Source organism: Rhizobium beringeri, assembly GCF_004306515.1.
Lineage (GTDB): Bacteria > Pseudomonadota > Alphaproteobacteria > Rhizobiales > Rhizobiaceae > Rhizobium > Rhizobium beringeri.
The window spans coordinates 125,615-140,136 of record NZ_SILG01000003.1 but is presented as its reverse complement, the minus strand read 5'-3'; the positions used below and the strand labels follow the sequence as shown (position 1 = coordinate 140,136).

Annotated in this window: 12 protein-coding genes; 6 read left to right on the top strand and 6 right to left on the bottom strand. The window is 61.8% G+C overall.

From position 1 onward, the window contains the following. Nucleotides 1–30 precede the first annotated feature (30 nt). The gene (gene msrA / locus ELH03_RS28200; protein WP_128403580.1) at nt 31–735 is read left to right on the top strand and encodes a peptide-methionine (S)-S-oxide reductase MsrA; all 705 of its coding nucleotides are present in this window, start codon (nt 31–33) and stop codon (nt 733–735) included. 231 nt (nt 736–966) lie between these two features. Next, nucleotides 967–1,407 (top strand): response regulator, encoded by a 441-nt coding sequence (locus ELH03_RS28195; protein ID WP_130767013.1) that lies wholly within the window; start codon nt 967–969, stop codon nt 1,405–1,407. Nucleotides 1,408–1,434: 27 nt separating this feature from the next. Here ELH03_RS28195 and ELH03_RS28190 read toward each other — a convergent pair whose 3' ends face one another. Continuing rightward, nucleotides 1,435–2,175: a TetR/AcrR family transcriptional regulator gene (locus tag ELH03_RS28190; RefSeq protein ID WP_128412075.1), complete on the bottom strand. Its 741-nt coding sequence runs from the start codon at nt 2,173–2,175 to the stop codon at nt 1,435–1,437. A 272-nt stretch (nt 2,176–2,447) separates the two neighbouring features. On the opposite strand from ELH03_RS28190, the gene ELH03_RS28185 reads away from it, so the two are divergent. Both ELH03_RS28185 and ELH03_RS28180 read left to right on the top strand, forming a co-directional pair. Beyond that, on the top strand, nt 2,448–3,647 hold the full coding sequence (locus tag ELH03_RS28185) for a multidrug effflux MFS transporter (protein WP_130767012.1): 1,200 nt from the start codon (nt 2,448–2,450) through the stop codon (nt 3,645–3,647). 143 nt (nt 3,648–3,790) lie between these two features. Continuing rightward, complete coding sequence (locus tag ELH03_RS28180) at nt 3,791–5,080, top strand: MFS transporter (protein ID WP_130767011.1); 1,290 nt, start codon at nt 3,791–3,793, stop codon at nt 5,078–5,080. A 33-nt stretch (nt 5,081–5,113) separates the two neighbouring features. On the opposite strand, the gene ELH03_RS28175 is transcribed toward ELH03_RS28180, so the two are convergent. The 5 genes from ELH03_RS28175 to ELH03_RS28155 all read right to left on the bottom strand — a co-directional run bounded on the left by ELH03_RS28175 (nt 5,114) and on the right by ELH03_RS28155 (nt 12,022). Then, nucleotides 5,114–6,151, bottom strand: coding sequence for a LacI family DNA-binding transcriptional regulator (locus ELH03_RS28175; protein WP_128412078.1), 1,038 nt, complete (start codon nt 6,149–6,151; stop codon nt 5,114–5,116). A 133-nt stretch (nt 6,152–6,284) separates the two neighbouring features. Continuing rightward, nucleotides 6,285–7,325 (bottom strand): LacI family DNA-binding transcriptional regulator, encoded by a 1,041-nt coding sequence (locus tag ELH03_RS28170; RefSeq protein WP_130767010.1) that lies wholly within the window; start codon nt 7,323–7,325, stop codon nt 6,285–6,287. Nucleotides 7,326–7,563: 238 nt separating this feature from the next. Continuing rightward, nucleotides 7,564–7,866: a hypothetical protein gene (locus ELH03_RS28165; RefSeq protein ID WP_128403575.1), complete on the bottom strand. Its 303-nt coding sequence runs from the start codon at nt 7,864–7,866 to the stop codon at nt 7,564–7,566. Between the two features lie 205 nt (nt 7,867–8,071). Beyond that, nucleotides 8,072–9,970 (bottom strand): ABC transporter ATP-binding protein, encoded by a 1,899-nt coding sequence (locus ELH03_RS28160; protein WP_130767009.1) that lies wholly within the window; start codon nt 9,968–9,970, stop codon nt 8,072–8,074. 90 nt (nt 9,971–10,060) lie between these two features. Continuing rightward, a complete protein-coding gene (locus tag ELH03_RS28155) occupies nt 10,061–12,022 on the bottom strand; it encodes an ABC transporter ATP-binding protein (protein ID WP_197730017.1) in 1,962 nt (653 codons plus the stop codon). Nucleotides 12,023–12,143: 121 nt separating this feature from the next. Here ELH03_RS28155 and ELH03_RS28150 point away from each other — a divergent pair, with 121 nt between their 5' ends. Beyond that, nucleotides 12,144–12,761, top strand: coding sequence for a flavodoxin family protein (locus tag ELH03_RS28150; protein ID WP_128412081.1), 618 nt, complete (start codon nt 12,144–12,146; stop codon nt 12,759–12,761). 354 nt (nt 12,762–13,115) lie between these two features. Next, complete coding sequence (locus ELH03_RS28145) at nt 13,116–14,522, top strand: FAD/NAD(P)-binding protein (protein WP_130767008.1); 1,407 nt, start codon at nt 13,116–13,118, stop codon at nt 14,520–14,522.

Genomic DNA, 14,522 nt, shown 5'->3' with positions numbered 1-14,522 from the left:
AGGATTTGGGCCGTCGCAGGAGGTAGCGCCATGTCCACGTCTTCCCACCGCAGGAGCCTTGCCGCGCTCCTTGCTGCCACTCTATTCTCGCTCGGCGTGTGTGCCGCGGACGCGGCCGAGGATGCCGTCGTCATTCCGCCGCCAGCCATTGACGAGGAGGCCAGCTCAGGCACCGAGACGGCCATTTTCGCCGGCGGTTGTTTCTGGGGTGTCCAGGGCGTCTTCCAGCACGTCAAGGGCGTTGAGAGCGCCGTCTCCGGTTATGCCGGCGGCGACGCCAAAACGGCGCAGTACGAAACCGTCAGCACCGGCTCGACGGGTCACGCCGAATCCGTCCAGGTGAAGTTCGATCCGAAACAGGTGAGCTACGGCAAATTGCTGCAGATCTTTTTCTCTGTGGCGCACAACCCGACGCAGCTGAATTTCCAGGGCCCGGACCAGGGAACGCAGTACCGTTCGGCGGTGTTCGTCGCAGATCCGCAACAGCGCAAGGTCGCCGAGAGCTATATCAGCCAGCTCGACAAGGCGCATGTCTTCCCGCAGCCGATCGTCACCAAAGTCTCTGAAACCACCGGCTTTTACCCGGCCGAGGCCTATCATCAGGATTTCCTGACGCTCAATCCGACCTATCCCTATATCGTTTACAACGACATGCCGAAAATCGAGAACCTGAAATCGCTATTTCCGGCCGACTACCGCGGCAAGCCGGTCCTCGTGCTGAAGGCCAAAGGCTGATTAATCCTGGGGGTCTTGGCTTTATCAAGGCGGCCATGGTGCCGCCTTTTTTGCTTCAGGTTTGAGCACGTTAAGAATTAATCAACGTTAACAATACCTTAAATACAAAAAACGGCGTTCCAACGCGGAACATATCGTTGAGTTGCCCGTTACCACCTTGAGTTTCGCGTGGGATAGGCTGCCGGAGCGGATCCCTCTTTAGAAGTACAGGCGTAACCAAGGGGACGTATCATGGCCACCAATGTCGTGCGGCGCTGGCAACGAGATGATCTCATGAAACAGAGAGTATTGATCGTCGAAGATGAATTCCTGATCGCGCTCGATCTCGAGGCGACGGTGGAAGGCATGGGCATGCAGGTCGCGGGCCTTGCGAATGATCGCGAAGAGGCGCTGCGGCTGGCGCCGCTTGCCGATATCGCTTTCGTCGACGTCAATCTTGCCGACGGCCCGACAGGGCCTGAGATCGGCCGACGGCTGGCGCAAGAGCATGGCATTGCCGTCGTCTTCATGACCGGCAATCCCGAAATGGTCGCCGATGGTGTCAAGGGCGCGGTCGGCGTGGTTCAGAAGCCGGTCATGCCTTCGGTTGTCGAACAGCTGGTGAAATATCTTGCCGCGCGCCGCGTCGGCATGTTCGCGGTCGTACCCTCACAAATGACGGTGTTTGCCTGATCGGAAGGCTTGATCGGAAGGGCACGATCAGCCTGATATGGCTGCGAGTTGCGGCGGATGGCCGGCCTTTTCCGCCTCCGGCCTGCCATAGGCCTTGAGAAAGGTACGGACCGCGTTGCGCGCCGCCTTTTCTAGTTCTTCATCGGTGGGTGTGGCGCCGAGAAGGATCATCATCTGCAGGTCGGCATTGCCGAGTGCCACGAACTGCCGGGCGGCGACGTCGAAATCGTCGATGGCGAGCGCCCCCTTATGGGCAAGCCGCCCGAGAAGTGCAGAAAGTGCGGTGATCAGCTTGCCCGGCCCCTGCTGGCGCCAGCTTTCGAAGAGGTGCGGATATCGCTCGCCCTCGGTCTGCACCAGCTTGCGCAGGAATTTTCCGTCGTGGTTGCAGATGCAGTTCTTATTGAGGCGCACGGCAAAAGCCGTCAGCTCGTCCTCCAGATCCTCGGCGCGTTCAGGAAAGGTCGAAAGCACCGAGAAGAGCATGGCGTTGGCGCGGTTCATGACGTCTTCGACGACGGCGACGAAAAGCGTTTCCTTCTCGCGATAGTGATTGTAGATCGTCTGGCGCGAGACACAGGCGACGGCGGCGATCTCGTCGATGCTGGCGCCGGCAAAACCCTGGCGGCAAAATACGTCGGCCGCGGCATCGAGGATCGACATGCGCTTGGCGCATTGTCCGCGCTGTGTATGCCCCGTCATCCGGACTGCCGGTGTCATGCGATCTTTCATGAGAGCGAAGATAAGACGTCTTGACGTTTTAGACAATGGCGTCTAATTTTACATCTGTGTCCAAATTTGTTGACACTCTTGGTTCCGCCGCAGGAGATATGACCTCCCAACTTCGTCTTCGCGCGAACGATCATCATTCAACCCGCGCATCGGCCCGAAAATCGGAACCGATTTTCGGAAAGTACGATGCGTAGATTTAAAGTCTTAGAGCGTCCTTTGTGCGTCCGAGAGGACGCACGGCACTCTAAGAGCAATGTGGCGGAGCGACGATCCAGTACCTCGCCGCGCTTTTATGAAAGATCACCATTATGACGGCTCCCTTCTTTCGCATTGCCCTCATTCTCGGCCTTCTGTCGGCCATCGGGCCCTTTGCCATCGACATGTATCTGCCCGCGCTGCCGTCCATTGGCCAGGACCTGCATGCCGATAACAACGTCACCCAGCTTACCCTTCTTGCCTTCTTCATCTCCTTTGCGCTCGCCCAGCTCGTCTATGGGCCGCTGTCGGATATGTGGGGCCGCAAGCTGCCGCTCTATCTCGGCATCGGCCTCTTCGCCATCGCCTCGATCGGCTGTGCGCTGGCGACCGATATCGAAACGCTGATCGCCTTCCGTTTCGTTCAGGGTATCGGCGGTGCCGCTGGCATGGTCATTCCGCGCGCCATCGTCCGCGACATGCACACCGGCGTGCAGGCCGCCCGCCTGATGTCGCTGTTGATGCTGGTCTTTTCGATCTCGCCGATCCTGGCGCCGCTGACGGGCAGCGCCGTCATCGAGTTCTACGGCTGGCGCGGTGTATTCTGGGCCGTGACGATCGCCGCCTTCATCGGCCTCGTCCTGCTTGCGACCCAGCTTGACGAAACCCGTTCGGCGAACGAACGCAGCGGCAGCGGTCTAAGCAGCGCCATGGCGGCTTACCGCCTGCTGCTGACCGACCGCAATTTCCTGACGCTGACGTTCATCGGCGGCCTCGGCATTTCGAGCTTCCTCGTCTATCTCGCCAATTCGCCCTTCGTGCTGATCCAGCATTACGGGCTGACGCCGACGCAATACAGCTTCGCCTTCTCGATCAATGCCGTGTCCTTCTTCGCGGTATCGCAGGCCACGGGCTGGCTCGGCGAGCGTTTCGGCCTGGTGCGCGTCATGCGGATTGCGGTCAGCGCTTATGCGCTTGCGATGGTCGTGATGGCGGTGGTGATGGCTTCTGGATTCAATCAGCTGCCTTTCCTGGCGACCTTCCTGTTCATCGGCTACGGCTTCCTCGGCCTCGTCATCCCGACGAGCGCGGTGCTTGCCCTTGAGGATCACGGCGAGATCGCCGGCACGGCCTCGTCGCTGATGGGCACGCTGCACTTCGTGATCGCCGCCGTCGCCATGGTCATATCGAGCGTCTTCTTCGACGGTACTGCCGTTCCGATGGCCGCCGGCATCGCGCTCTGCGCCTTCTCAGCCTTCGCGCTGACCCAGGCAACGATCGGCCGCCGCGCGGCTGTTGCCGCTGCTGAATGATCTAAAGACAGGCCGCACCCGGTGTCCGGGTGCGGCCATATGATCTGGTCGCGGCCCCTCCCAGAAAATGCAACGCGCAATTGATTATCGGCTGGCCGCTCTATCTACGCCGTGACGAAGCATGGTCATATCGGAGGATACTTATGGTCGACGAGAAGCGGCTGATCTCGAAAATCACCTGGAAGCTGATGCCGTTTCTCGGCATCCTTTATCTCATCGCCTATATCGACCGGCAGAACGTCAGTTTCGCCAAGCTGCAGATGGTCGATGCCCTCGGAATGAGCGAATATGCCTACGGCCTTGGCGCCTCGCTCTTCTTCATCGGCTATTTTCTTTTCGAGGTGCCGAGCAACCTCTTCCTTGACAGGCTCGGCGCCCGTGTCTGGTTCGCACGCATCCTGGTCTCCTGGGGCATCGTCACCATCGCGCTCGCCTTCACACAGAACGCGACGATGTTCTATATCCTGCGTTTCCTGCTCGGTGTCTGCGAAGCCGGCTTCTTTCCCGGCGTTCTCTATCTGCTGACGCTGTGGTTCCCTTCAGTCTATCGCGGCAGGATGGTCGGGCTGTTCATGATCTTCAGCGCGATCGCCAATGCCGTCGGTGCGCCGCTCGGCGGCGTGCTGCTCGATCTCGACGGTCTCTACGGCTTTGCAGGCTGGGAGTGGGTGTTCCTGGCGACGGGTGTTCCGGCTGTCATCGCCGGCATCGTCACCTTCTTCTATCTTCCTGGCCGGCCTGAAAACGCGAGCTTCCTGAGCGGCGAAGAGAAGCAGTGGCTCGAACACAGGCTCGCCTCGGAAAATGCCGGCATGGGCGAGAATGCCGGAAACGGCTTCAAGGCGCTCATCGACCCACGCGTGCTGCTGATGGCGCTCTGCTATATCGCCTTTCCGCTTTCTGCCTATGGGCTGAGCTATTGGCTGCCGACCATCGTCAAGGCCTTCGGCGTCAGCAACACGGTGAACGGTTTCCTCAACATCATTCCCTGGGTGCTGGTCGCGATCGCGCTCTATGTCGTTCCCGCCATGGCCGACAAGGCGCAATCGAAGACGCCCTATATCGTCATTCCGGCTTTCATCGGCGCCGCCTGCCTGCTGCTCTCGGCGCTGATCCCGAACCACACCTTGCAATTCGCCTTCCTCTGTGTCGCTGCTGCCGGGATCTTCGCGCCCCAGCCGGTGTTCTGGAGCCTGCCCTCACGTTTCCTCAAGGGCGCGGGTGCTGCAGCCGGCCTTGCCGCCATCAATTCGGTCGGAAATCTCGGCGGTTTCGTCGCCCAGAACGTCGTGCCCTGGATCAAGGAAGCGAGCGGCAGCACGATCGCGCCGATGTTCTTCCTGTCCGCCTGCCTGGCGGCCGGAGCCCTGCTGGTCTTCTTCGTCACGCATCAGCTGTCGAGCAGGGAACAGGCTGCTCCAAGCCGGGTCTGATGCAAGCCGCGAAATATATCGACGCGGTCGGCTTCAGGCCGTCAGCGTGAAAGCGTCGCTTTCGCCCGGAACGAGTTCCAGCGGCCAGATCCTGTTGCGGGCGCCCTGCGGATAATGATCGGCATAGGCCGGCATGGTGGCGAGCAGGGTTTCGCCGAGCTGGGCGCCGAGATCGCGTAGCGACATGCGGAAGGACGTCAGCGTCGGCTGCAGGAAAAGCGTGCGCGGCTCCTCGCGGAAACCGACGACGGCGAGGTCACGGCCGGGCGCGACGCCGGCCTCGGCAAGCCGGCGGTAGAGCCCGATCGCCATCAGTTCATGGATCAGGATGATCGCCGTCGGCCGCTGCTTGATCATCAGCAATTCGTGGCCGGCCTGATAGCCACCCTGTTCGCTCGACTTGACCCGGATGACGAGGGCCGGGTCGAAGGGGATGCCGTGCCGTTGCAGTGCCTGGCGGTAGGCGTCGAGGAAGAGGTAGCCGAGATTGATGTCGGAGGAGGGGACAGCCACCGCGATCCGCCGGTGGCCTTTGGCGACGAGCCGGTCGACGCCGCGCGTCGCCACGCCCTCGAAATCGAGATCCATCCAGGTGTAACTGCCGCCCGACGCGCTGCGGCCGAGCGTCACGAAGGGGATGCGGGCCTTTTCCAGAAGCTCTATGCGCCGGTCGGTGCGTCGTGTCGCGGAGATGATCAGCGCGTCGACAAGGCGGCGCGCCACCATGCGCTTCAGATATTCGTGTGGGTCCTCGTCATCGGGGCAGGGTAGCATGACGAGATCGAGCTTGTGACGGGAAAAGACGCTCTGCAGCCCGTCGGTGACGCCAAGGAAGAAGTCGTCGCTGTTTTCGACCGTCTCGCGGCTCACCTCGAGCATCAGCCCGATGACGTTGGTCATGCCCTGGCGAAGGCTGCGGCCCGACTGGTTGGCGACGTAACCGAGCTCTTCGGCGGCGGCGAGCACGCGACGGCGCGTTTCGTCGTTGACGTCGGGCTTGCCGTTCAGCGCACGGGATACGGTCCCGATCGAAATGTCGAGATGCTCGGCGAGCTGGCGAATTCCCTTCATCTCAGGCGATCTTCCTCCCCAATGCATGTCGCCCAAAAGTGTGCAATGGTTTTGGGACAACGACATGCGGCAAATAAAGCGTCATGCTCCTTCTTGCCACAGGATGGCGCCTGCGAAAAGCCGCGCGGAAAGGTCAGGGTCTGAAGCTCTGGCGGATGACGAGTTCCGGAATGACGCGTTCGTAACCCGGAGGCGCATCGGGATTTTCAAGCCGCCGCTCCATCAATTTGACGGCACGCAGCGCCATGGTCAGCGGGTCCTGGCGGAAGGTGGTGAGCCTGTAGCTCAGCCAGGAGGATTCCGGCACGTCGTCGAAGCCGATGACGGCGACGTCCTCGGGGATGCGCAGCCGCGCTTCCAGGCGCACGACATCCATCAGTCCGAAGGCGATCTGGTCGTTGGCGCAGAAAACGGCGTCGGGCTTTATTGTCTCCGAAAAGAGTGCGCGCGCGGCGGCAACACCGCCATCATAGTCCGAATCGCCGCCGCGTCCGACGACGACGGATGTACCGAGCGACTCGGCGGTCGACAGAAAAGCGCTCTCGCGCTCGATGATAGCAGGCGTTCCCGTGTTGGAGCCGACGACCGCAAGCCTCCGTCTGCCGCTTTCGTAAAAGGCCGTCGCCGCCTTGCCGGAGGCTTCGGAGTTGCCGGCGCGCACATGGTCGGCGTCGGGTTCCGAACGGCCGATCACGACGAGCGGCTGGCCGTTTCGCTGTGCGAGTTCGAAGAAACTCGCCGGCGGCGAGCCGGACAGAATGATGATCGCCTCGGCGCGGTGGCCGATCAGCATCTTCTGGGCGGCGAGCAGCTCGTCTTCCGTCTGGCCGGTGTTGATGAGGATCGGGATGCTGCCGCGTTTGATCAGGGCTTTGGCAAGTGCTGCCGCCAGATGCGCGCGAAAACCCACTTCCGGCCGGGTCGCGACGATGCCGACGAGGCGGCTCTGATTGGCAAGCACGCCGCGCGCCAGGTCGTTGACGTGGTAACCGAGCTCTTGCGCCGTCCGCAGTACCTTTTCACGCGTCGTCGGAGCGACGCTGGCGCCCGGCGTGAAGGTGCGTGAGACCGCGGAGCGCGAAACGCCCGCCAATTGCGCGACCTGCGCGGCGCTGACGAACCGCATGCGTTCTTTCTTCGGTACTTTGCCGCCGTTTAGTGGACCATCATTCATCGGCTTTCAGCTATTCATCGTCTTTGACAGCCGCATGACAAGCGATCGCATGGCAATGAGATTTTTGCGATAAGGGCGATAACCGCAGATTAAGCTGACATGGCGCTAAACGCAGCCAATGTTCATTGCGGAAGCCGGGGCTGCGGACGAACCTCGGCTCGGGGGATGAATGCGAGCGGCGACGACATATCGTCAAGTCGCGCCGCTCGAGCCTCCCGGTAGCGGGTTTATGAGCCCGTTATTCGCAGACGCGTACAGTTTCGGCATGATAGCCGCCGTCATAGCGATTGCGGACATCGCGGTCCTCATACCAGCATCTCGGCGCGGGTTGGACATAGCGAGGCTCATCGACGTAGCGAGGGCCGCCGTTATTGGCGATTGCGCCCCCAATTAACCCGCCGACAACACCTGCGGCAACGCCGCCGGCGATGATTCGACCGGTGTTGTCGTGATGACGGTGGTGGTCGCGCGCGGCAGCAGGCTGAATGGCCGATCCAACAAGGGCCGTTGCGATCAACAGGCTGCTAATAACTCTCTTCATAATATTCTCCTCAGTGGCACTTGCCCCAGATAAGAGGGAAATGCGGCAGCAAGTCGTTTGTTCGTTCAAACTTTGCGACAGGCATTAATGCATGTCATCCGGATTAGAGGGCCGAGCGTCCTCACGGAAGCCCAAAGGACGCTCTACACTTTTCAATCCTCGCATCGCGCTTCTCGAAAATGATTCCGATTTTCGAGCGAATGCGCTAGGTCGCCGATTGCGTCGCCGTCGTCTCTTCCAGCACGTCTTCGGGAATGTCGTCGAAGGAGGCGTAATTGAGGTTATAGAGCTTCGAGTAGAGCTTGCCGTTCTTCATCAGTTGGCGGTGGTCGCCACTTTCGATGATTTCGCCGTTCTGCAGCACGATGATGCGGTCCGCCTCGCGGATGGTCGCAAGCCGATGGGCGATGACGAGGCCGGTGCGGTTTTCGAGCAGCTTCACCAGCGCTTTCTGGATCAGCATCTCGGTATAGCTGTCGATATTGGCGGTCGCCTCGTCGAGCACGAGGATCTTTGCATCCGCCACCAAGGCGCGGGCAAAGCTCAAGAGCTGGCGCTGGCCAAGCGAGAGGTTGCCGCCACGCTCGCCGAGAACGCTATCGTAACCCTCCGGCAGACGCATGACGAAGTCGTGCGCGCCGACGGCCTTGGCCGCCTCGATCACCTGTTCGCGCGTCGCTTCCAGCTTGTGGTAGCGGATGTTTTCGAAAACGGTGCCGGTGAAGAGGAAGGGTTCCTGCAGCACCATGGCGATCTGTGCCCCGAGCGAATCCTGCGTCAGCGCTCGCACATCGTGGCCGCCGACCAGCACCTGGCCTTGCTGCACATCGTAAAAGCGATGGATCAGCGACATGCAGCTCGATTTGCCGGACCCCGTCGGCCCGACCAGCGCCACCGTCTCGCCGGGATTGACCTTGAAGCTGACATGCTTCAGCACCGGATGCTTCGGATTGTAGCCAAAGACGACGTCCTTGAATTCCACCGAGCCGTCCATGTCGCGCGATAGCGCCGTGGCACCAGGCGCATCCTTGATGTCGACAGGCACGTCGAGCACTTCGGTCAGCCGCTGGCCGGAAGCCATGGCACGCTGCATCACCGAATATTGCAGGGTCAGCGAACGGATTGGGTCGAAGAAGCGCTGAATGTAGAACAGGAAGGCGACGAGCACGCCGACATCGAGCGCCTGGTTGAGAACGCGGGCGCCGCCGACGACGATGACGAGCGCCATCGCCACGCCGGTCAGGCTATCGACGATCGGCACCATCACCTGCGCATAGCGCGCCGCCGTCAGATGCGTCAGCAGGTTGGCACGCGCCTTGTCGTCGTAGAGCGTGAAGTTGACGCCCTGCCTGTCCATGCTCTGGACGGCACGCACACCGTGGATCGCTTCGGCGAGGGCGCCAGCGGCAATCGAATTGGTCTCGTGGGCGGCCATGAAGGATTTGCGGGCGAGCGGCAGCCAGAACAGCCGGACGATGAAGAGCACCGGCAGCACCGAGAGCGTCAGCAGCCCCAGCTTGAAATCGAGATAGAGCATCACGAAAATGATGCCGAAAAGCAGCACGATGTCGCCGACGGAGAGCACCGAGGTTTCGAGGAATTCCTGCATCGAGTTGACGTCGCCCTGCAGGCGCGACATCAGCCGGCCGACCTCCGTCTTGTCCATGAAGGAGAGCGAAACGCGTTGGAGATGCGAAAACATCGCCTTGCGGATATCAAAGAGAACATCTTCCGCCACGCCGCCGACCAGCGTTTCCTGCGCGTAGCTTGCCGCGTAGTTGATGAGGATGGCAATCGTGAAGGCGACGATCGACCAGGCCAGCGCCGAATGGTTGCCACCCGGCGACATGCCGTGGTCGATGGCATAGCGGATGATCAGCGGGATGGTGAGCTGCATCATCGTGAAGGTCAGAACGGCGACGACGGACCAGAGGACCTGGCGGCGATAGGGGTGAACGAAAACCCAGATGCGCTTGACGATGTTGCCGTCGAACGCCTTGCCGAACATCTCCTCCTCGACGCGATGCGAACCGACCACCGCCCGCGGCGGGCGGCGTCCATCCTCGCGAACGTCGGGGCGCTCGGTTTCCAGTTCCTCGGCCATGTCATTCCTCCCGCGGCCATCACTTCCGGTGGCCTGCATAGTCACTACTTGTTCCTCTCCACTTGGGAGCAGAGGGGAACATACCGGTTGCTAGGCGCTCAGCGCCTCGTCGCCTGGCCGCACCTGAAGGTCGTAGAGCGCCTTGTAGCGCCCGCCGAGCGAAAGCAGCGCCGCATGCGTGCCGCGCTCGACGATCCGGCCGTCTTCGACGAACAGGATCTGGTCGGCATGCATCAGCGAGCTCAGGCGGTGGGCAACGATGATCGTTACGCGGTCAGCGGCATAGCGGCGCATGGCGCCGCGGATGCGCTGCTCGGTGGCCGCATCGATTGCCGCCGTCGAATCGTCGAATACCATCACTGCCGGTTTCAGCATCAGCGCGCGGGCGATCGAAAGACGCTGCCGCTGGCCGCCGGAAAGCGAAACGCCGCGCTCGCCAACCACAGTGCCGTAACCCGTGGGAAGGCCGAGCACGTAATTGTGCAACTGGGCGCTTTCGCTGGCGCGCTCAATGCGGACTTCCTTCGCCCACGGGTCGCCATAGGCGATGTTGTTTTCGATCGTCGTCGTGAACAGGAAGGAATCTTGCTGGACGACGGCCACGGCCCGGCGCAGCGATTGCAGCGTCGCCTTGCGGATGTCCTGGCCGTCGATCGTGATTTTGCCGCCGCTGACATCGTAGAAGCGTGGGATCAGGTGGGCGATCGTCGACTTACCGCTGCCGGGAGGCCCGACGATGCCGATCGTCTGGCCGCGCCGGGCTTCAAAAGAGACATCCTGGAGCACGGTGCGCTTTTCCGAACCCGGATAGGCGAAGCTGACATTCTCGAAGCGCAGCACGCCGTCGGTGAGGTTCAGCTCCTTCGCATCCGGCGCATCCTTGATCGCGATGTCGAGGTCGAGAAGGGCAAAGAGGCGCGAGCCGCAGGTGGAGGCGCGGGCAAAGGAGTTGACCATCAGGCCGAGCTGGCGCACCGGCATCTGCAGGATGGTCATGAAGGTCAGGAACGAGGCCAGCGTGCCGACGGTGATCTCGCCCGACATCACCTTGCCGCCGCCGACCCAGAGCACCAGGCCCATCGCCGCGAAGAATGAGAAGGTCATGGCGCTGGTATTGGTGACGCGGATGCCGACGCGCTGATGCGCGAGCGCCAGCGCGTTTTTCGACGCCGCCTCGAATTTCGAAATCTCGTGTTCGTGGGCGGCAAAGGCGCGTACGACGCGGATGCCGCCGAGATTCTCCTCCATGATGCGGGTCAGCACCGAAAGCCGCTCCTGCAGGTCGAGCCAGGTGGCGCGCAGCCGCAGCTGCGTCACCGAGGAGCGCCAGCCGACGAAGGGCACGAAGGAGAGCGCCAGGAGGCCGAGCACGATATCGGTCGACAGCAGCATATAGGCGCCGATGCCGATCAGGATCGACAGCAGGATCATCCGGACGAGCGCGGTGGAAAAATACATGCGCACGCCTTCGAGATCGAGCAGGCCGACGGTGATCAGGTCGCCGGAATGGACCGTGTCATGAAAGCTGAAGGAGAGCCGCTGGATCTTCTCGTAACAGGCCAGCCGCAACTCGTAGCCGATGTGATGGCCGACGGCTTCGCTGTAATAGTTCTGGACCATGGTGAAGAGGCCGCGCAGCACGCTGGCGCCGAGCAGCAGCAATGCCGTGGTCAGGAGCGCGTCCTGTGCCACCTGGCCCGCCGCACCGCCGCTCATCGCCATCTGGGTGTGGTCGACGGCCTGGCCGAGAAGGCGCGGGATCATCAGCTGGAAGGTGGAGGCGACAAGCGTGGCGCCGATCGCAAAGCCGGATTGCCAGGGGTGGCGGAAGGCCATCATGGTGATGCGCACCAATGTGTAGAGGCCTCGGCCCCAGCCTGCCGCAGTTGCAAGCGCCATCGAAGCCGAAGGCTTCGTCGCGCGTATTAACGCATCGCTGCTCACGGTATTTTTTCCAATAGATGTGTGGTCGGACGCTGGCCCGAAAAGACGGCAAATCCATGAAGGGATTGATAGCACCTTCACTTTTGCCGATTCCATTTGGGGGTTCAAGTAAAGAATTCACCAGTTGGTTATTTTTACGTGAGGTGTCCTCGCATCCGGGCTGGAACAATCTGTGCGCGAACGGGTTGCAGCCAGGCGAATGCCAACAGTCCATCTACCGGAGAGACCCATGCCGCTGAAAGCTCTCGCCCTCAACGCCACGCTGAAGACCAGCGACGCCAAGGACCCGTCCTCCACCGACCGGATGATCGGCCTCATCGACAAGGCGATGTCCGAACAGGGCGTTGAGACCGAAGTGCTTCGCCTTGCCGATTTTAACGTCAAGCCGGGCGTCACCTCCGACGAAGGCGCCGACGATGACTGGCCGGATATTCGCGCCAAGGTGCTGGGCGCCGATATCCTGCTGATGGCAACGCCGATCTGGCTCGGCCAGCCATCCAGTGTCTGCAAGCGGGCGCTGGAGCGCATGGACGCCTTCCTCGAGGAGACCGACGATCAGGGCCGTATGGTCTCCTATGGCAAGGTCGCGGCCGTCGCTGTCGTTGGCAACGAGGACGGCGCCCATCATGTGTCGGCCGAGCTCTTCCAGGCGCTGAACGACGTCGGCTTCACCGTTCCGGCGAATGCGGTGGCTTATTGGGTCGGCGAGGCAATGGGTTCCACCAATTTCGTCGATCTCGACAAGGTGCCGAAGGTCGTGACGAAATCCGTCGACATGCTAGCGCGCAACACGGCGCATCTGGCGAGCCTGCTGAAGGCAAAACAATATCCGGGCGAGGGCAGCTGAGGCCGCTGTCGACCTCGCGTTTTCCACCATCAATTCGCAGCTCAAGGTGCAAAGGTTGGCCAGACTTCCACGGTGTACTTCTAAATTATGTTATATTTCAATAACTTGAACTAATGAGGCAACAAAGCTCTTGCCACCTGCGCCATTTAGCGCTTTCATACACTACTAGTTTGATAGACTATGGAGGAGCGTGATTGCTCCCCTGGTTCTCTTGCGGGGCTGCTGGTGCGGACCCCCGATGCCGCGGCAGGTGTTGTGAATGGCCGCATGAACCTCATCAACGCGTGAACCGCTGTTTTATGCGTTGAAACCTCGATCGACCCACGGTGCGGATGAAGCCGCAAAGGAGTTGCGATGACGGTTCAGGGACTTTTTTCGGCGAGAGCCAATGCGGCGGCGCAGATATCAGCCGTACCGCGCATTGCGATCGTCGGGCGCGGCTTTTCCGGCATGATGACGGCGATCGCGCTGATGAAGACGGTGCGCGCGCCCTTCCACCTGCAGCTGTTCGATCCGAATTCGTCGGTCAGCGGTGGGCAGGCGCTGGCCTCAGCCCGCTCCTCGACGATCCTCAACACCCGTGTGCGGGATCTCTCGGTCTCGGTCGGCGACAATGACGATTTCAACGACTGGCTCTGCAGCAACGCCGCCTTCCGCGCCGCCGTGCCGGCCGCCATTCCCGGATTCCGGCAGATCTTCGTGCCGAAGGAGATCTTCAGCGATTATGTCTATCAGCGCTTTTCGGAAGCGCTCGCCGCGCGCAGGGACATCACCGTCCAGGTCTGCAACGATCCTGTTGTGGCGATCCGCAGGAGCCACGGCAACCGCTTCCTGCTCGAAAGCGCCAATCCCGCCAATCCGCTGTTCGATACCGTTATCCTCGCCACCGGTTACGGCCTGACTGCGCCGGATGCCGGCGAGCAGGAGGCTTCGCCGGTCAGGGCCCAGCGCCTCGTCGCCCGACCGCATGCGGTGCTGCTCGGCAGCGGCATCCGCGTCGTCGACCAGCTGCTGCAGCTGCGCGATTCCGGTTACGCCGGCCAGGTGACGATCATTTCCCGGCGCGGCTTCCTGCCCCAGAGCCATACGCCAAATTCCGCCGATCCGGTCTTCCCGGCCGAAGCGCTGCCGCAGGGCCTGCCGCAGATCGTGCACTTCATCCGTCAAGCCTGTCGCGAGGCGGAGGAAGCGGGGCGAAGCTGGCAATCGGTGATGAACGGCCTGAGGAAACATGCCCGCTCGCTTTGGCGTTCGCTGCCGGCCCGCGACAAGCATCAGTTCAACCGCCACCTCAGGGCAATCTACGACAGCCATCGCAACCGTCTGCCGGAGGCCATGCACCTGCGCTTGAAACGCGAGCTCGCCGAAGGCCGCACGGTGCTGCGCCGTGGCCGCGCCGGCCGCCGGGGTCTGAGCGGCCTGTTCTTCACGCCGGCCGGTTCCGCTGCCGAGGAGGTCATCCATGCCGAGCGCATCATCGACTGCCGCTGTCAGGCGCCGGATCTTTCAGCGCCGCTGATGCAAAGCCTGCTTTCCGCCGGCCTCGCCATGCCGGACGAGCTCTCGCTCGGGCTCGCGGTCAACGCGCGCGGCGAGCCGTTCTTGGAGGACGGTTCGACGGTCGCCGGGCTCTTTGCCGTCGGCCCACTCGGCCTCGGCAGCCTCCCCGATATCGATCTCGTGCCGGAGATCGTCTCGCAGGCCTATGCCGCTGCCGAGCGTGTCGGCGAAAGGTTCTATCCACAGGTCAAGGCCGTCTGA